The organism is Streptomyces sp. Ru73, assembly GCF_002920575.1.
Lineage (GTDB): Bacteria > Actinomycetota > Actinomycetes > Streptomycetales > Streptomycetaceae > Streptomyces.
Genome location: NZ_PQSQ01000100.1, coordinates 1 through 15,258, shown reverse-complemented (window position 1 = coordinate 15,258; position 15,258 = coordinate 1). Strand labels below are relative to the sequence as shown.

Sequence of the window (15,258 nt, the reverse complement as noted above, 5' to 3'; positions counted from 1 at the left end):
GGCTCACAGGTGCGGCAGCAGTGCGTCCGGGGTGACCGGCAGCGCGCGGACGCGGACGCCCGTGGCGTGGTGCACCGCGTTGGTGACGGCCGCCGCCGTGCCGACGATGCCGATCTCGCCGATGCCCTTGGAGCCCATCGGGTTCAGGTGCGGGTCCTCCTCCTCGAGCCAGTGCACCTCGATGTCCGGCACGTCGGCGCAGACCGGCACGTGGTACATGGCCAGGTCGCGTTCCGCGTAGTCGCCGAACTCCCGGTCCATGGTGCTGTGTTCCGTGAGCGCCATGCCGAGGCCCATCGTCATGCCGCCGAGGAACTGCGAGCGCGCGGTGCGCGGGTTCAGGATGCGGCCCGCGGCGAAGACGCCGAGCAGCCGCCGCACCCGCGTCTCGCCGGTCGCGGTGTCCACCTGCACCTCGGCGAACTGGGCGCCGTACGCGTGCCGCGCGTACTCCTTGCCCTTCTCGCTGTCCTCGGTGGTGTCGGCGGTGACCGTCAGGCCGGTCTCCGGCACCTCGCTGTGCTCCTCCAGCTGCCTCCGCAGCCCCGCGCACGCCTTGTGCACCGCCGAGCCCCACGAGGAGGTGCCGGACGAACCGCCCGCCACCGGGGCCTCGGGCAGGGCGCTGGAGCCGACGTGGATGCGGACCCGGTCCAGCGGCAGCCGCAGCGCGTCGGCGGCGATCTGGGCGAGGACGGTGCGGGCTCCGGTGCCGATGTCGGTGGCGTTCACCCGTACGTCGATGAGGCCGTCGGCGCGTGCGTGCGCCTCGGCGCGGCAGGGCGAGACCATGACCGGGTACGTGGAAGCGGCCACGCCGGTGCCGAGCAGCAGCCGGCCGTCGCGGCGCGCCCGGACGGCCGGGTCGCGGTCCTGCCACCCGAAGCGGCGGGCGCCCTCGCGCAGGCACTCCACGAGGTGGCGGCTGCTGTACGGGCGGCCGGAGTCCGGCTCGCGGTCGGGCTCGTTGCGCAGCCGCAGTTCGATGGGGTCCAGGCCGCAGGCGAGGGCGAGTTCGTCCATGGCCGCTTCGAGCGCGTACATGCCGGGACACTCGCCGGGCGCCCGCATCCAGGACGGCGTCGGGACGTCCAGCCGGGTCACCCGGTGGGTGGTGCGGCTGTGCGGCGAGACGTACATCGTGCGGCTGGGTGCAGCGGCCTGCTCCACGAACTCCTTGACGGTGGAGGACTGGGTGACGATCTCGTGCGCGAGGGCCTGGATGCGGCCGTCCTCGTCGGCCCCGAGGCGGATGTGCTGGATGGTCGGGGCGCGGTGGCCGGTGACGGCCTCCAGCAGCTGGCGCGGCAGGGCGAGGGTGACCGGACGGCCCGTCGCCCGGGCCGCCATGGCGGCGAGCACCGCGTGCGGGCGCGGTGTGCCCTTGGAGCCGAAGCCGCCGCCGACGTGCTCGCTGATGACCCGCACCTGGTCCGTGCCCATGCCGAAGAGCTGCGCGAGCATCTGCTGGACGGTGGACGAGCCCTGGCTGGAGTCGTACAGGAACAGCCGGCGGTCCCCCTCCCACCAGGCGGTGGCGGCGTGCGGTTCCATCGGGTGGTTGTGCAGCGGCGGGGTCTCGTAGACCGCGTCGTGCCGGACGGCCGCCCGGGCGTACGCGGTGTCGAAGTCGCCGCGTTCCCGGTCGGCGGGGTGGCCGCCGTTGGCGGTCTCGGGGGCGTACAGGCCGGGGTGGTCGGGTCCGAGGAGGACGTCGTGCGGTTCGGCCGTGTAGTCCACGTGGACCGCGGCGGCCGCGGCGCGGGCCGCTTCCAGGGAGGTGGCGACCGCCAGGGCGACGATCTGGCCGCGGTGCGCCACGCGCGGGGACTGGAGGACGGCGAGGGTGGGGTCGTCGGTCTCGCCGAGGCGGGGCGCGTTGTCGTGGGTGAGGACGGTGAGCACGTCGGGGGTGGCGAGCGCGGCGCCGGTGTCCACGCCGGTGATCTCGCCGCGGGCGACCGTGGCGGGCACGGGCCAGGCGAAGAGGCCGTCGGGGTGGCCGTGGTCGGCGGCGTACCGCGCGCTGCCGGTCACCTTCTCGCGGCCCTCCAGCCGGGCGTTGCCGGTGCCCAGGGTGCGGGGCAGGGTCGTCATGATGCGCCTCCCACGTGGGCGTCCGTCAGGTCCGTCAGCAGCGCGACGGCGAGCCCGCGGGCCAGCGGGACCTTGTAGCCGTTGTCGCGGAGCGGTTCGGCGGCCGCCAGCTCCCGGTCCACGGCCCGTCCGAAGGACTCGGCGGTGGCGGGCTCACCGAGCAGCGCCGCCTCGGCGGTCCTGGCCCGCCAGGGCTTGGCCGCCAGCGCGCCGAACGCGAGCCGTACGTGCTGCACGGTGCCGTCACCGACCCGCAGGTCGGCGGCGGCCGAGGCGAGCGCGAAGGCGTACGAGGCGCGCTCCCGGGCCTTGCGGTACGCCGAACGGGCGCCGGGTGCGGGCGGCGGCAGCTCCACTGCCGTGATGAGTTCGCCGTGCTCCAGCACGGTGTCCCGGTCGGGCGCGTCGCCCGGCAGCCGGTGCAGTTCGGTGACCGGCAGGGTGCGCGTGCCCTCCACCGACACGCAGTGCACCCGCGCGTCGAGCGCGGCCAGCGCCACGGCCATGTCCGAGGGGTGGGTGGCCACGCAATGCTGGGAGGCGCCGAGGACCGCGAGGTCGCGGTGGACGCCGCTGCGCGCGGGGCAGCCGGAGCCGGGCCGCCGCTTGTTGCACGGCTTGCCGACGTCCTGGAAGTAGGGGCAGCGGGTGCGCTGGAGGAGGTTGCCGCCGATGGTGGCGACGTTGCGCAGCTGGGGCGAGGCGCCGGCCAGCAGGGCCTGGGACAGTACGGGGTAACGCGCGCGGACGGCCGGGTGGACGGCGAGGGTGCTGTTGCGCACGGTGGCGCCGACCCGCAGGCCGCCGCCGTCGGTCTCGGTGATCTCGTCGAACGGCAGCCGGCTGACGTCGACCAGCATCTCGGGCACCTCGACCCCGAGCTTCATCAGGTCCACGAGGTTGGTGCCGCCGCCGAGGAAGGCGGCGCGCGGCTGCCGCGAGAGCAGGTCGACGGCGGCCGCCGGGTCGGTGGCCGTCGCGTAGCGGAAGGGCTTCACCGGGCCGCCTCCCGTACCGCGTCGATGATGTTGACGTACGCGCCGCAGCGGCAGATGTTGCCGCTCATCCGCTCCCGGACCTCCCCGCCGGTCAGTTCGACCGGGCCGACGGGCGCGTCCTCGGGGGTCACCGCACTGGGCCAGCCCTCGGCGGCCTCGGCGATCGCGGCGACGCCCGAGCAGATCTGGCCGGGGGTGCAGAAGCCGCACTGGAAGCCGTCGTGCGCGAGGAACGCCTCCTGGAGCGGGTGCAGCGCGTCGCCCTCGGCCAGGCCCTCGACGGTCGTGACCTCACAGCCGTCGGCGGCCACCGCGAGCAGCAGGCAGGAGTTGACCCGCCGGCCGTCCAGCAGGACGGTGCAGGCCCCGCACTGGCCGTGGTCGCAGCCCTTCTTCGCGCCGGTCAGCCGCAGGTCCTCGCGGAGCATGTCGAGCAGCGAGGTGCGGTTGTCGACCGTGCGTTCCTGGCGTTCGCCGTTGATGTGCAGGGTGAGCGCGGTGGTGGTGCCCGCGTCACCCGTACCCGTGCGTCTCATGGAGTCACCAGTGCCCCTGAAGGCGGCACCCGAAAACGGACAAAGCGGCGGCACACCTCGCTCGGACCAACCGGCGCGGGTCAGTCGAGTCCGATCCGGCGCGCCGCGGCGTCCCAGGCGGCGCGGTCGCCGCCCGGGGTGTAGTGGCGGAGTGGCTGGGTGGCGGCGACCAGGCGGCGCATCGCGGCCCGGTCGGGGACGAGGCCGTGCGCGCGGGCCTGGACCAGGACGTTGCCGAGCGCGGTGGCCTCGGCGGGTCCCGCGACGACGGGCAGGCCGGTGGCGTCGGCGGTGAGCCGGCAGAGCAGTGCGTTGCGGCTGCCGCCGCCGACCAGGTGGACGGTGCGGATCTCCCGCCCGGCCAGTGCGGCGGCCTCTCGGAGGGTGCGGGCGTGGGCCAGGGCGAGCGCTTCGAGGATGGTGCGGACGAGGGACCCCTGGTCCTCGGGCGGGCGCTGGCCGGTCCGTACGCAGTATGCGGCGATCCGTGCGGGCATGTCGCCGGGGGCGAGGAATTCGGGCGCGTCGGGGTCGATGACGGCGGCGAACGGGCGGGCCCGCTCGGCGGCCGTCAGCAGCGGTCCGATCTCGTGCGGCAGCCCCTGGTCCCGCCAGGTGCGCTGGGTCTCGCTCAGCAGCCAGAGGCCCATGATGTTGCGGAGGTAGCGGGTGGTGCCGTCGATGCCCAGTTCGTTGGTGAAGTTCGCGGCGCGGGACGCCTCGGTCAGTACCGGTGCGTCCAGCTCCAGCCCCGCCAGGGACCAGGTACCGCAGGAAACGTAGGCGAAGTCCGGGCCTCCGGCCGGTACGGCGGCGACGGCGGAGGCGGTGTCGTGCGAGGCGACGGCGGTGACGGGGGTGCCGGCCGGCAGCCCGGTGGCCCCGGCGACGTGCGGGAGCAGGGTGCCCGCCGGGTCGCCGGGGCTGCGCAGCGGCGGCAGCAGGGCCGGGGCGATGCCGACCCGGCCGAGCAGCTCCGCCGACCAGGTGCCGGTCCGGGCGTCGTACAGCCCGGTGGTGGAGGCGTTGGTCGCCTCGGCGCCGATCGTGCCGGTGAGCCGGTGCACCAGCAGGTCCGGCATGAGCAGCAGGGTGCGGGCCGCCGCGAGCCGGTTGCCGTCCGCCGCCAGCTGGTAGACGGTGTTGAACGGCAGGTGCTGCAGTCCGGTGACCGCGTAGTGCTCGGCCGGTCCCACCGCGGCCCGCACCCGCTCCGCCACGCCCTCGGTGCGCGGGTCGCGGTAGTGGAACGGCTGGTCCAGCAGTGCCCCGTCCGCGTCGAGCAGGCCGTAGTCCACCGCCCAGGTGTCGATGCCGACCGAGTCGGCCCCGCCGGCGCCGGCCACCGCGCGCAGCCCGTCGAGCACGCCCCGGTGGAGCGCCTCCACGTCCCAGCGGAGCCCGTCGGGACGCCGGAGCGGGGTGTTGGGGAAGCGGTGGGCCTCGGTCAGTTCCAGCCGGCCGGGGCCCACCCGGGCGCGCATCACGCGCCCGCTGGTGGCACCGAGGTCGACGGCGGCGAAGGTACGGGTGCTGGTCACAACGCCTCCGTCAGCGCAGGAAGGCCGCGGCGACCCCGGCGTCCACGGGCACGTGCAGCCCCGTCGTATGGGTCAGGTCGCCGCCGGTCAGCGCGAACACCGCGTTCGCCACGTGCTCGGGCAGCACCTCGCGCTTGAGCAGGGTGCGCTGGGCGTAGAACTCACCGAGCTTCTCCTCCTCGATGCCGTACGTGGCCGCGCGCTGAGCGCCCCAGCCGCCGGCGAAGATCCCGGAGCCGCGCACCACGCCGTCGGGGTTGACGCCGTTGACGCGGATGCCGTGCCCGCCCAGCTCGGCGGCGAGCAGCCGCACCTGGTGCGCCTGGTCGGCCTTGGTGGCGGAGTAGGCGACGTTGTCGGGCCCGGCGAAGACGGCGTTCTTGGAGACGATGTAGACGAGGTCGCCGCCCATCCCCTGCGCGGTCATGACGCGCGCCGCCTCGCGGGAGACGAGGAAGGAGCCGCGGGCCATGATGTCGTGCTGCAGGTCCCAGTCCTTCGCCGTGGTCTCCAGCAGCGGCTTGGAGAGGGAGATGCCGGCGTTGTTGACGACCAGGTCGACGCCGCCGAAGGCGAGCACGGCGGCCCGGAAGGCGGCGGCGATCTGCGCCTCGTCGGTCACGTCCACGGTCACCGCGACGGCCTTGTCCGCACCGCCCAGCTCCTCGGCCACCGTGCCGGCGCTCTCGGCGTTGAGGTCCGCGACCACGACGCAGGCCCCTTCGGCGACCAGCCGGCGGGCAATGGCCCTGCCGATGCCGCTGCCCGCGCCGGTCACCAGCGCCACCCGCGTGGCCAGCGGCTTCGGCTTCGGCATCCGCCGCAGCTTGGCCTCCTCCAGTTCCCAGTACTCGATGCGGAACTTCTCGGCCTCCTCGATCGGCGCGTACGTGGACACCGCCTCGGCGCCGCGCATCACGTTGACGGCGTTGAGGTAGAACTCGCCGGCCACCCGCGCGGTCTGCTTGTCCTTGCCGAAGGAGAACATGCCGACGCCCGGTACCAGCACGATCGCCGGGTCCGCACCGCGCATCGGCGGGGAATCAGGCGTGGCGTGCCGCTCGTAGTAGGCGCGGTACTCGGCCCGGTACTCCTCGTGCAGCTCCTTCAGCCGCGCGACCGTCTCGTCCACGGAAGCGGTGGGCGGCAGGTCCAGGACCAGCGGGCGCACCTTGGTCCGCAGGAAGTGGTCGGGGCAGGAGGTGCCGAGCGCGGCGAGCCGCGGGTGCTCGGCGCGGGCGAGGAAGTCCAGCACCGGCTCGGCGTCGGTGAAGTGGCCGACCTGCGGCTTGTCGGTGGCGGCGAGGCCGCGGATCACGGGTGCGAGCGCGGCGGCCCGCTCCCTGCGCGCGTCCTCGGGCAGCGCCTCGTACCCCTCGATGACCGGCCCGAACGGCTCGGCCCTGCCGTGGTCGGCGAGGTACTTCTCGGCCGTACGGATGATCCACAGGGCGTTGCGCTCGCACTCCTCGGAGGTGGCGCCCCAGGCGGTGATGCCGTGGCCGCCGAGGATGACGCCGACGGCCTGCGGATTGGCCTCCTTGACGGCGGCGATGTCCAGGCCCAGCTGGAAGCCGGGGCGCCGCCACGGCACCCAGGCGACCTTGTCGCCGAAGCACTCGGCCGTCAGCTTCTCCCCGTCGGCCGCGCAGGCCAGCGCGATGCCGGAGTCCGGGTGCAGGTGGTCGACGTGCGCGGCGTCCACCAGGCCGTGCATCGCGGTGTCGATCGACGGTGCGGCGCCGCCCCTGCCGTGCAGGCAGTAGTCGAAAGCGGCGACCATCTCGTCCTCGCGCTCGACACCCGGGTACACGTCGGCCAGTGCCCGCAGCCGGTCCAGCCGCAGCACGGCGAGCCCGGACTCCTTCAAGGTGCCGAGGTCACCACCGGACCCCTTGACCCACATCAGCTCGACACCACCGCCGGTCACGGGGTCGGTGTCAGTGCCCTTGGCGGAGGCGTTGCCGCCCGCGTAGTTGGTGTTACGGGGATCGGCGCCGAGCCGATGGGCGCGTGCGAGGAGAGCGGCGACTTCGGGGTGCGTGGTCATGACGTGATCAGTCCTTCAGTAGGTGACGTACGGGGAGGGGGCGCCCCGAAGGGGCGCGGGGCTGCGGTCTCCTGTGCGGCTCCGCCGCGTGGGCGCAACCAGCCACAGACGGCCCGCAGCCGCCGTTGAACGGAGCGGAGCAGCCGCTTACGCGCCCCACCCGGCCTGCTGGCCGCCCACCCGCTCAGCGACAATCCGCTCCTGCCACCCCGAGCCCCGGTACGCCGCCATCGGATCGGGGTCCAGCCCCATCTCCTCCCGCACCTCGGCGAGCAACGGCCGCACATCGGTGTGGTACGCGTCCATCAGGACGCCGTTCGCCGCGAGCACGTCGCCGGAACACTGCGCTGCCCGCAGCGCCTCCGTGTCCACGAGCAGCGCCTTCGCCGTGGCCTCCTGCACGTTCATGACGGAGCGGATGACGGCCGGGATCTTGGTCTCGATGTTGTGGCACTGGTCGAGCATGAAGTTCACGCCCCGCTCCGGCTCCAGCCCGCCGTTCTTGATCACCTCGTGCATGATGCGGAACAGCTGGAACGGATCGGCGGCGCCCACCATCAGGTCGTCGTCCGCGTAGAAGCGGGAGTTGAAGTCGAAGGCGCCGAGCCGCCCTTCGCGCAGCAGGAAGGCGACGATGAACTCGATGTTGGTGCCCGGCGCGTGGTGCCCGGTGTCGACGACGACCCGCGCCTTGGGGCCCAGCTTCAGGCAGTGCGCGTACGAGGTGCCCCAGTCCGGCACGTCCGTCGTGTAGAAGGCCGGTTCGAACAGCTTGTACTCCAGCAGCATCCGCTGGTCGTCACCGAGCCGTGCGTACACCTCGGCCAGCGACTCGGCGAGCCGGTCCTGGCGGCCGGCGATGTCGTCCTGGCCGGGGTAGTTGGTGCCGTCGGCGAACCACAGCTTCAGGTCCTTCGAGCCGGTCGCGTCCATGATGTCGACGCACGCGAGGAGGTGGTCGACGGCCTTGCGGCGGACGGCCGGGTCGGGGTGGGTGACGGACCCGAGCCGGTAGTCGTCGTCCTGGAAGGTGTTGGAGTTGACCGCGCCGAGGGTCAGGCCCTGTTCGGCCGCGTACGCGGCGAGCTTGCCGTAGTCCTCGACGGTGTCCCACGGGATGTGCAGCGAGACGCGGGGCGCGACGCCGGTGAACTCGTGCACCCGCGCCGCGTCGGCCAGCTTCTCGTACGGGTCGCGGGGGACGCCGGGCTGCGCGAACACCTTGAAGCGGGTGCCGGAGTTGCCGTACCCCCAGGACGGTGTCTCGATCACCTGGTCCTTGAGTGCGGCCTTCACGGCGGACGGTGCGGGCGTGCTCGGCATGGTTCACCTCGGCGGTGTGCGGCGGCGAAACGCTTTTGAATCGTTTCAGTGCGCCTGAGGCTAGGCCGCCGGAGAGGAGAGCGTCAAGGGGGCCGTTCCCGGTCACGCCACCGGGCCCACACCCGCGGAACCCGGCCCCCGCCCGACCGCCGCCCCGCCCCCTCCGCACACCGATTCCCCCTCCACACACCGACAGGGGCGGCCCCGCCGACGGTCCGAGCGTCGGCGATGCCGCCCCTGCGTACCGCGCGGGCCTACGGCTGCCGGCGGGCCTGCTCCCCCGCCGCCCGCGCGGCGCCCGCCTCGCTGGACTCGTGAGCGGTGCTGAGCCTGCCGCCGGAGCTCTCCAGGTGGGCCCGGATGAACCACTGGAACAGCTCCAGGCTGCGCAGCTGCTCGATGAGCATGTCCTGGGTGATCGGGTCCGGCTCGTCGGTGGCGCGCACCGCCTCGCGGTGGTCCTCGATGATGCCGGTGTAGACGACGTCCAGCGCACCCAGGTGCTCGATCGACTCGGCCCGCCCGATGGCGTAGTCCTCCCAGGTGCGCTCGGCGACCAGTGCGCCCGGGGTGCCGCAGGGGACGCCGCCCAGCGTCGAGATCCGCTCGGCGGTGGTGTCGATCATCTCGCGTACGGCGTCGACCTGCGGGTCGAGCATCTCGTGCACGGCGATGAAGTGCGGGCCGACCACGTTCCAGTGCACGTGCTTCAGGGTGAGCGCGAGGTCGTTGAGCGCGTGCAGGCGCATGCGCAGCAGCTGGACGACCTCCGAGCCTGCGGAGGTGCTCATGCCCGGAACCGTGTAGGCGAGTTTCGGGTCGGCGTTCGAGGCCACGGCACTGTCTCCTTCGACGGTCTTGCGGGCGGCCGGCGGGCCGCCGGGCGTCCGGCCCGACGGGGCGCCGGGCGTGCGCCACAGCCGTACCACCGGGCCTCGCACGGCAAACGCCGGGTTCCTCCCGTCAGACCCCTTTCGTCCGCCAGCTGCCGCTCACCGGGTGACCGCGGCCGTACGGTATGACCGCCGTGCCGGCCGGCTCAGGAGGTCGCCGTCTCCAGGGCGTTGGCGAGTTCGACGGGGGCCGACAGCATGGGCCAGTGCCCGGTGGGCAGGTCGACGCGGCGCCAGGGCGGCTGGTTGAGGAACGCCAGCATGGGCACGCCCCCGTCCAGCAGGCCCTTGAAGTCGTTGCAGGCGATGAGGACGCGGCCCACTTCGGGGCCGGGCTCGGCCGGGACCGAGAGCGGCTGCTCGTACGTGCGGAAGGGCTGGGGCGTGGCGCGGTCGCGCATGACCGCGCGCCGGTCCTCGGTGAGCCCTTCGAGGTCGCTGGAGAGACCGAGGGCCTCGAACGGCGGCATCGGGAACCGCCAGCCGTCCCCGTGCTCGTCGACCTGCTGGCGCGCCACCTCCACCTCCGTCTCCGACATCAGGTCGAGCATCCGCATGCCGTCGGCGAACGGTGCGCTGTCGACATACACGACGCGCGCCAGCCGCTCCCCGAGGCGTCCGGCCGCGCCGGTGGCCGGGGCCGCCGCATAACTGTGTGCCACGAGAGTGACGTCGTGCAGGTCGTGTTCCTCGACGAAGGCGACGATGTCCTCGACATGGGTGTCCAGGCCCGTGTCCGGGGTCCCCTCGGCGGCCCGCTCGCCGAGCCCCGTCAGCGCGGTGGCCAGCACCGTGTGCCCGCGTTCCCGCAGCTCACGGGCGGTGTCTTCCCAGGCCCAGGCGCCGAGCCAGGCACCGGGAACCAGCACGAACGTGGCCATTCGCTTTTCCCCTCTCACAGGCGACGGGGGAAACACTAGGGCACATGGCCGCCCCATTCCGGCAGAAGATACCGGGAAGACTCTTTCGACTCGGCCACGTTCAACATTCACCGAACGTGACGGAAATGCGGGCCCCGGCTCCGCTCTCAAAGCCCTGCGCGACCAACGAGTTGGCGACTCCCTGACCATCCCTTTGCTGTAGCGTTACCCCCTGCCAGATCGGCATTTGGGGGGATGTCTTGAACCGGTTCGTCTTCAGAGTGCTGGGCCCGCTCACCGTCCAGTCGGACGACGGACCCCTGCGCATTCAGGGCCGCCGCCAGTCCGTCGTCCTCGCCATGCTGCTGCTCTCCGCCGACCGGATCGTCTCCGTCGACACCCTCGTGGACGCCGTCTGGCCGGATTCCCCGCCGACCACGGCCCGCAATCAGATCGCCATCTGCGTGGCGACGCTGCGCAAGACCTTCAAAGCGGCCGGGGTGAGCGATCTGCTGGTCACCCATGCGCCGGGATATCTGCTCGCCCGCGGCGAACACCGGATCGACGTCCTGGAATTCCTGGAAAAGGCCGAACAGGGCCGGGACGCAGCCCGGCACGGCCGCGCCGAAGAAGCCTGCGCCCTGCTGGAGGAGGCCCTGAACCAGTGGCGGGGCCCCGCGCTGGACGAACTGGGCGGCGAGCGCATCGAGGTGGAGGCCGTACGGCTGGAGCACATACGCCTGGACCTGATCGAGGAACGGGCCGGGCTCATGCTGGAACTCGGCCGGCACCGCGCCCTGACCGGCGAACTCACCGAGCTGGTCAAGCTGCACCCGCTGCGCGAGCAGTCGCGCGAGCACCTGATGCTGGCGCTGTACCGCTCGGGACAGCGCGCCGAGGCGCTGGACGTCTTCCGCCGGGGCCGCCGGCTGCTCATCGAGGAGCTGGGCATCGAACCGGGCCCCGGCCTCCAGCAGTTGCACGACCTGATCCTGAACGACTCCCCCGAGCTGACCCGGCCCCCCACCGTGGCCACCGTCTCGCCGACCCCGGTGCACACCGTCCCCGCGCAGCTGCCGGCCGACATCATGGGGTTCACCGGGCGGCAGGAGGAGATGGCCGCGCTGGACCGGCTGCTGAAGGAGCCGCACGGTGCGCACGCGCCGGCCGTGGCGACCATCGCGGGCGCCGGCGGCGTGGGCAAGACCGCGCTGGCGGTGCACTGGGCCAGCCAGGTCGCCGACCGCTTCCCGGACGGCCAGCTCTTCGCCGACCTGCGCGGCTACGACGAGGAGCACGCGCCCGTCTCCCCCACCGTCGTACTCGACCGGTTCCTGCGGGCGCTCGGGATGCCGGCGCCGCAGATCCCGGCGGAGCCGGACGAGCGGGCCGCGCTGTTCCGCAGCATGCTGAGCACCCGCCGGACCCTGCTCGTGCTGGACAACGTACGGTCGTTCGCGCAGCTCAGGCCGCTGCTGCCGGGCGGCGGCCAGAGCGTGGTGCTGGCCACCGGCCGGGAGACGCTGGACGATCTCACCGGCGACTACACCGCGTTGCGCATCCGGCTGCGGGTGCTCGCGCCGACCGAGGCCACCACGCTGCTGACGAAGATCGCCGGTGCGGACCGCTTCGGCACCGACCCGGTGGCCGTCGAGCAGCTCAGCACGCTGTGCGACCGGCTGCCGCTGGCGCTGCGGATCGCCGGCGCCCGGCTCGCCGCCAAGCCGGGGCTGAGCGTGCGGAGCCTGGTCGACCGGCTGCGCGACCAGCGAAGACGGCTGGACATCCTGAGTCCCGGGGAGGGCGGGGTGCGGGCCGGCTTCCGGCTGACCTACCGCGACCTGCGCCCGGAGGCGGCCGCGATGTACCGCCGGCTCGGGCTGCTGCGCACCGCCGACTTCGCGGCCTGGGCCGGGGCCGCCGTCCTGGGCACGGACGTCTGGCAGGCGGAGGAGCTGATGGACCAGCTCGTCGACGCGCAGCTGCTGGAGGTGTCCGACGCCGGGCCCGACCGGCCGGCCCGCTACCGCTTCCAGGACCTGCTGCGGCTGTTCGCGCGGGAGCGCGCGGAGGCCGACGAGCCGGCGGCGGAGTGCGACGCGGCGCTGGAGCGGGTCTTCGCCGCCTGGCTGTGGCTGGCCGAGGAGGCGCACCGGCGGATGTACGGGCGGGAGTTCCCCGTCGGGCGGGCGGCAGCGGCCGCGCCGCCGTACCTGGCGGAGTCGGCCGACGAGCTGCTGGCCACTCCCCCGGACTGGTTCGAGTCCGAGCGCGGGACCATTCCGGACGTGGTCGCGCACGCGGCGGAGACCGACCGGGCCCGGTACGCGTGGGCGCTGGCCGAGAGCGCCGTACCGCACTTCGAGACCCGGAACTACCTGGAGGACTGGCAGCGCTGCGCCGAGGTGTCGCTCTCCTCTGCCCGGCGCACCGGGGACCGGCAGGGCGAGGCCACCATGCTGCGGCTGCTGGGCTCGCTGGCGATCTACCAGCGGCGGTACGAGCAGGCCGAGGGGTGGAACGTCGCCGCGCTGCGGCTGCTGCGGGACACCGGTGACGTACGGGGGACGGCGCTGGCCCAGCGCAATCTGGCCATGTGCGCGCGGTTCCAGGGCGACTGGGACCGGGCGCTGGAGCACTGCCGGGCGGCCCTGGACGGCTTCCACGCCACGGGTGACACGGGCAACGAGGCGCATCTGCTCGGTTTCCTGGCTCAGATCGAGACGGACCGGGGGCAGCTGGCGACGGCCCTGCCGCTGGCCGTGGAGGCGGTGGCGCTGAGCCGGCGTACGGGGTCCGTGCGTGCCGAGTCGCAGAGCGTCTACCGGCTGGCCGAGGTGCGGCTGCTGGCCGGTGAGCTGGACGAGGCCGCGCTGTCTTTCGGTGAGGTGCTGCAGCTCACCCGCAAGGAGGGCGACCGGGTCGGCGAGGCGCACGCGCTGCGGGGGCTGGGCCAGACGCAGTGGAGCCAGGGCCTGCTGACAGCGGCGGGGGAGACGCTGCAGCAGGCCCTGGGGATCACGGAGGAGCTGGCCGACCGGTTCCTGTCCGCGCGGGTGGAGACCGACCTCGGCTGTGTGGCGGCGCTCGAGGGCCGGACCGGGGCTGCGGCGGAACGTTTCGCGCGAGCCCACGCCGCGTTCGGTGAGGTCGGGGCCCAGCTGTGGCGCGCGCGGGCGGCGCGGCTGCTCGCCGCGGTGCGCGGCGACGGGGCCGGGAAAGGTGCGGACGGCGGCGACGCCGACAGTCAACGCACCTTTACTGCGGAGGAGTTGACGCTCCTGCTGGCGCACGTACCGGACTGACCGGGCGCGCGGCGGGACGGTGGTGCGGTCCGGGCGGCGCCGGGCGGACGGGCGCCGGACCGCGTCAGGTGTGCGGGGCCGGTGCTCAGCCCCACGGCATGTCGTCCTCGCCGCTGCCCGCGGCGTGCGGGCCCGTCGGCTGGACGACGCCCCACGGCATGTCCTCGCCGCCGGCGACGGTGACCGAGTGGGCCGGGGCCGCGGGCCCGCCGGCCACCCCCAGGAAAAGCCCCGCGAGCACGACCAGGCAGCCCGTTCTCACGCTCTTCGCCGTACGAATCCTGCGCATTCGGAATTCCCCTCCCGGATGACCGTCGGCACCGCTGCTGCGGCACGGACGGAACAGTAGGGATGGCTCGTTTTGAACCCTTGTCGTTCCTGTTTTGCGCGGGAGAGCCCCGTGAAATCGCCACGATATCGAGAGAACAGCGACGTCGGCCAGCATCGTCCGGAGATTCTTCTGTTGAATCACGAACGGGGGCTGAACATGGAATTCCGGGTGCTCGGAACGGTAGAGGCACGCCGCGACGGCCGCAGGATTCCGCTCTCCGGAGCGAAGCTGCACACCGTACTCGCGGCCCTCCTCCTCGCCCGCGAAGAGGTCGTCTCCGACGAACGGCTGAGCCGGCTGCTGTGGGGGTGGACTCCGCCGGCGACCATGAGCGCGCAGATATACACCTATGTTTCCCGGCTGCGGAAAATGCTCGGCGACGAGATCCGTATCGACCGCCGCCCGCCCGGCTACGCCATGGCCGTGGGGCATTCCACGGTGGACGTGACGGAATTCGAACGGCTCGACCACGAAGGCCGCGCCGCGCTCGCCGAGGGCGACTTCGACGCGGCGGCCGAGCTGCTGCGCGCGGCCCTGGAGCAGTGGAACGGCCTGCCCTTCGCCAACGCCACGGAACACCTCGCCGACGCCGAGGCCCCGCGCCTGATGGAGGCCCGGGTGGCAGCGCTGGAGCACCGCGTCACGGCCGACCTGGCGCTCGGCCGGCACGAGCAGATCACCATGGAACTCACCGGCCTGGTCGCCGAGTTCCCGCTGCGCGAGCGCATCCGCAGCCAGCTCATGACCGCCCTGTGCCGCTCCGGCCGCCGGGCCGACGCGATCCACCTCTTCCACCACGGCCGCGCGGTGCTCGCCGAGGAGCTGGGCGTGGATCCCGGTGAGGAGCTGCAGGCCACGTACCAGGCGCTGCTCGACGGCAGGCTGGACCGGCAGCCCCCGGCCGTACCCGCCCAGCGGGCCGTGCGGCCCGCGCCCAAGTCCGGCCGGCGCCACGCGGCGCCGGAGATGCTGCCCCCGGACACCGCCGACTTCACCGGCCGGGCGCGCGAGCTGGACCTGGTGTGCCGGGCGCTGGCGCCGGACGCCGCCGACCGGCCGCGCCGCGTCCTGGTCACCGGGATGGCGGGGCTCGGCAAGACCACGCTCGCCGTGCACGCGGCACACCGCTGCCGCCGGGACTTCCCCGACGGCCAGCTCTTCGCCGACCTGCGTGCCCCCGACGGCTCCCCGCAGCACCCCGGCCGGGTACTGCTGCACCTGCTGCGCGCGCTCGACGCGCCGGACGACGGGGCGGGCGCCGACGACCTGGACGAGCTCGTGCGCCGCTACCGCGCGCTGACCAGAGGCAGACGGCTGCTCAGTC

11 protein-coding genes are annotated in these 15,258 nt (G+C 73.5%); 2 read left to right on the top strand and 9 right to left on the bottom strand.

What is annotated here, in order from left to right; all coding sequences use genetic code 11:
* Positions 1-3: 3 nt before the first annotated feature.
* From C3486_RS30430 to C3486_RS30395, 8 genes are all read right to left on the bottom strand, one after another.
* Positions 4-2,097 (bottom strand): xanthine dehydrogenase family protein molybdopterin-binding subunit, encoded by a 2,094-nt coding sequence (locus tag C3486_RS30430; RefSeq protein ID WP_103836035.1) that lies wholly within the window; start codon positions 2,095-2,097, stop codon positions 4-6.
* Entirely contained in the window at positions 2,094-3,095 is a 1,002-nt protein-coding gene (locus C3486_RS30425; RefSeq protein ID WP_103836034.1) for a xanthine dehydrogenase family protein subunit M, read from the bottom strand. The genes C3486_RS30430 and C3486_RS30425 overlap by 4 nt, the downstream gene beginning before the upstream one ends.
* Positions 3,092-3,631: a (2Fe-2S)-binding protein gene (locus C3486_RS30420; protein ID WP_103836033.1), complete on the bottom strand. Its 540-nt coding sequence runs from the start codon at positions 3,629-3,631 to the stop codon at positions 3,092-3,094. The genes C3486_RS30425 and C3486_RS30420 overlap by 4 nt, the downstream gene beginning before the upstream one ends.
* 80 nt (positions 3,632-3,711) lie before the next feature.
* A complete protein-coding gene (locus tag C3486_RS30415; protein WP_103836047.1) occupies positions 3,712-5,115 on the bottom strand; it encodes a rhamnulokinase family protein in 1,404 nt (467 codons plus the stop codon).
* A gap of 67 nt (positions 5,116-5,182) precedes the next feature.
* Complete coding sequence (locus C3486_RS30410; RefSeq protein WP_103836032.1) at positions 5,183-7,222, bottom strand: bifunctional aldolase/short-chain dehydrogenase; 2,040 nt, start codon at positions 7,220-7,222, stop codon at positions 5,183-5,185.
* A gap of 147 nt (positions 7,223-7,369) precedes the next feature.
* Positions 7,370-8,545 carry an L-rhamnose isomerase gene (rhaI, locus tag C3486_RS30405; protein ID WP_103836030.1) on the bottom strand — a complete coding sequence of 392 codons (1,176 nt, stop codon included), beginning with the start codon at positions 8,543-8,545 and terminating at the stop codon, positions 7,370-7,372.
* Positions 8,546-8,799: 254 nt separating this feature from the next.
* Positions 8,800-9,336, bottom strand: coding sequence for a Dps family protein (locus tag C3486_RS30400; protein WP_103836046.1), 537 nt, complete (start codon positions 9,334-9,336; stop codon positions 8,800-8,802).
* Between the two features lie 248 nt (positions 9,337-9,584).
* Positions 9,585-10,319: an alpha/beta fold hydrolase gene (locus tag C3486_RS30395; RefSeq protein ID WP_103836029.1), complete on the bottom strand. Its 735-nt coding sequence runs from the start codon at positions 10,317-10,319 to the stop codon at positions 9,585-9,587.
* Positions 10,320-10,558: 239 nt separating this feature from the next.
* On the opposite strand from C3486_RS30395, the gene C3486_RS30390 reads away from it, so the two are divergent.
* On the top strand, positions 10,559-13,603 hold the full coding sequence (locus C3486_RS30390) for a BTAD domain-containing putative transcriptional regulator (protein ID WP_103836027.1): 3,045 nt from the start codon (positions 10,559-10,561) through the stop codon (positions 13,601-13,603).
* An 85-nt stretch (positions 13,604-13,688) separates the two neighbouring features.
* Here the strand turns inward: C3486_RS30390 and C3486_RS37550 are convergent, their stop codons facing one another.
* Entirely contained in the window at positions 13,689-13,865 is a 177-nt protein-coding gene (locus tag C3486_RS37550) for a hypothetical protein (protein WP_181138754.1), read from the bottom strand.
* A gap of 237 nt (positions 13,866-14,102) precedes the next feature.
* Here C3486_RS37550 and C3486_RS30380 point away from each other — a divergent pair.
* Positions 14,103-15,258 (top strand): BTAD domain-containing putative transcriptional regulator (locus tag C3486_RS30380; RefSeq protein WP_181138753.1); only part of this gene is annotated, 1,156 nt, incomplete at its 3' end.

Bases quoted from the DNA above. Each gene is read 5' to 3' on its own strand.
- C3486_RS30430 (WP_103836035.1), bottom strand. From the start codon at position 2,097: ATGACGACCCTGCCCCGCACCCTGGGCACCGGCAACGCCCGGCTGGAG.
- C3486_RS30420 (WP_103836033.1), bottom strand. From the start codon at position 3,631: ATGAGACGCACGGGTACGGGTGACGCGGGCACCACCACCGCGCTCACC.
- C3486_RS30415 (WP_103836047.1), bottom strand. From the start codon at position 5,115: ATGCGCGCCCGGGTGGGCCCCGGCCGGCTGGAACTGACCGAGGCCCAC.
- C3486_RS30410 (WP_103836032.1), bottom strand. From the start codon at position 7,222: ATGACCACGCACCCCGAAGTCGCCGCTCTCCTCGCACGCGCCCATCGG.
- rhaI (WP_103836030.1), bottom strand. From the start codon at position 8,545: ATGCCGAGCACGCCCGCACCGTCCGCCGTGAAGGCCGCACTCAAGGAC.
- C3486_RS30400 (WP_103836046.1), bottom strand. From the start codon at position 9,336: ATGAGCACCTCCGCAGGCTCGGAGGTCGTCCAGCTGCTGCGCATGCGC.
- C3486_RS30395 (WP_103836029.1), bottom strand. From the start codon at position 10,319: ATGGCCACGTTCGTGCTGGTTCCCGGTGCCTGGCTCGGCGCCTGGGCC.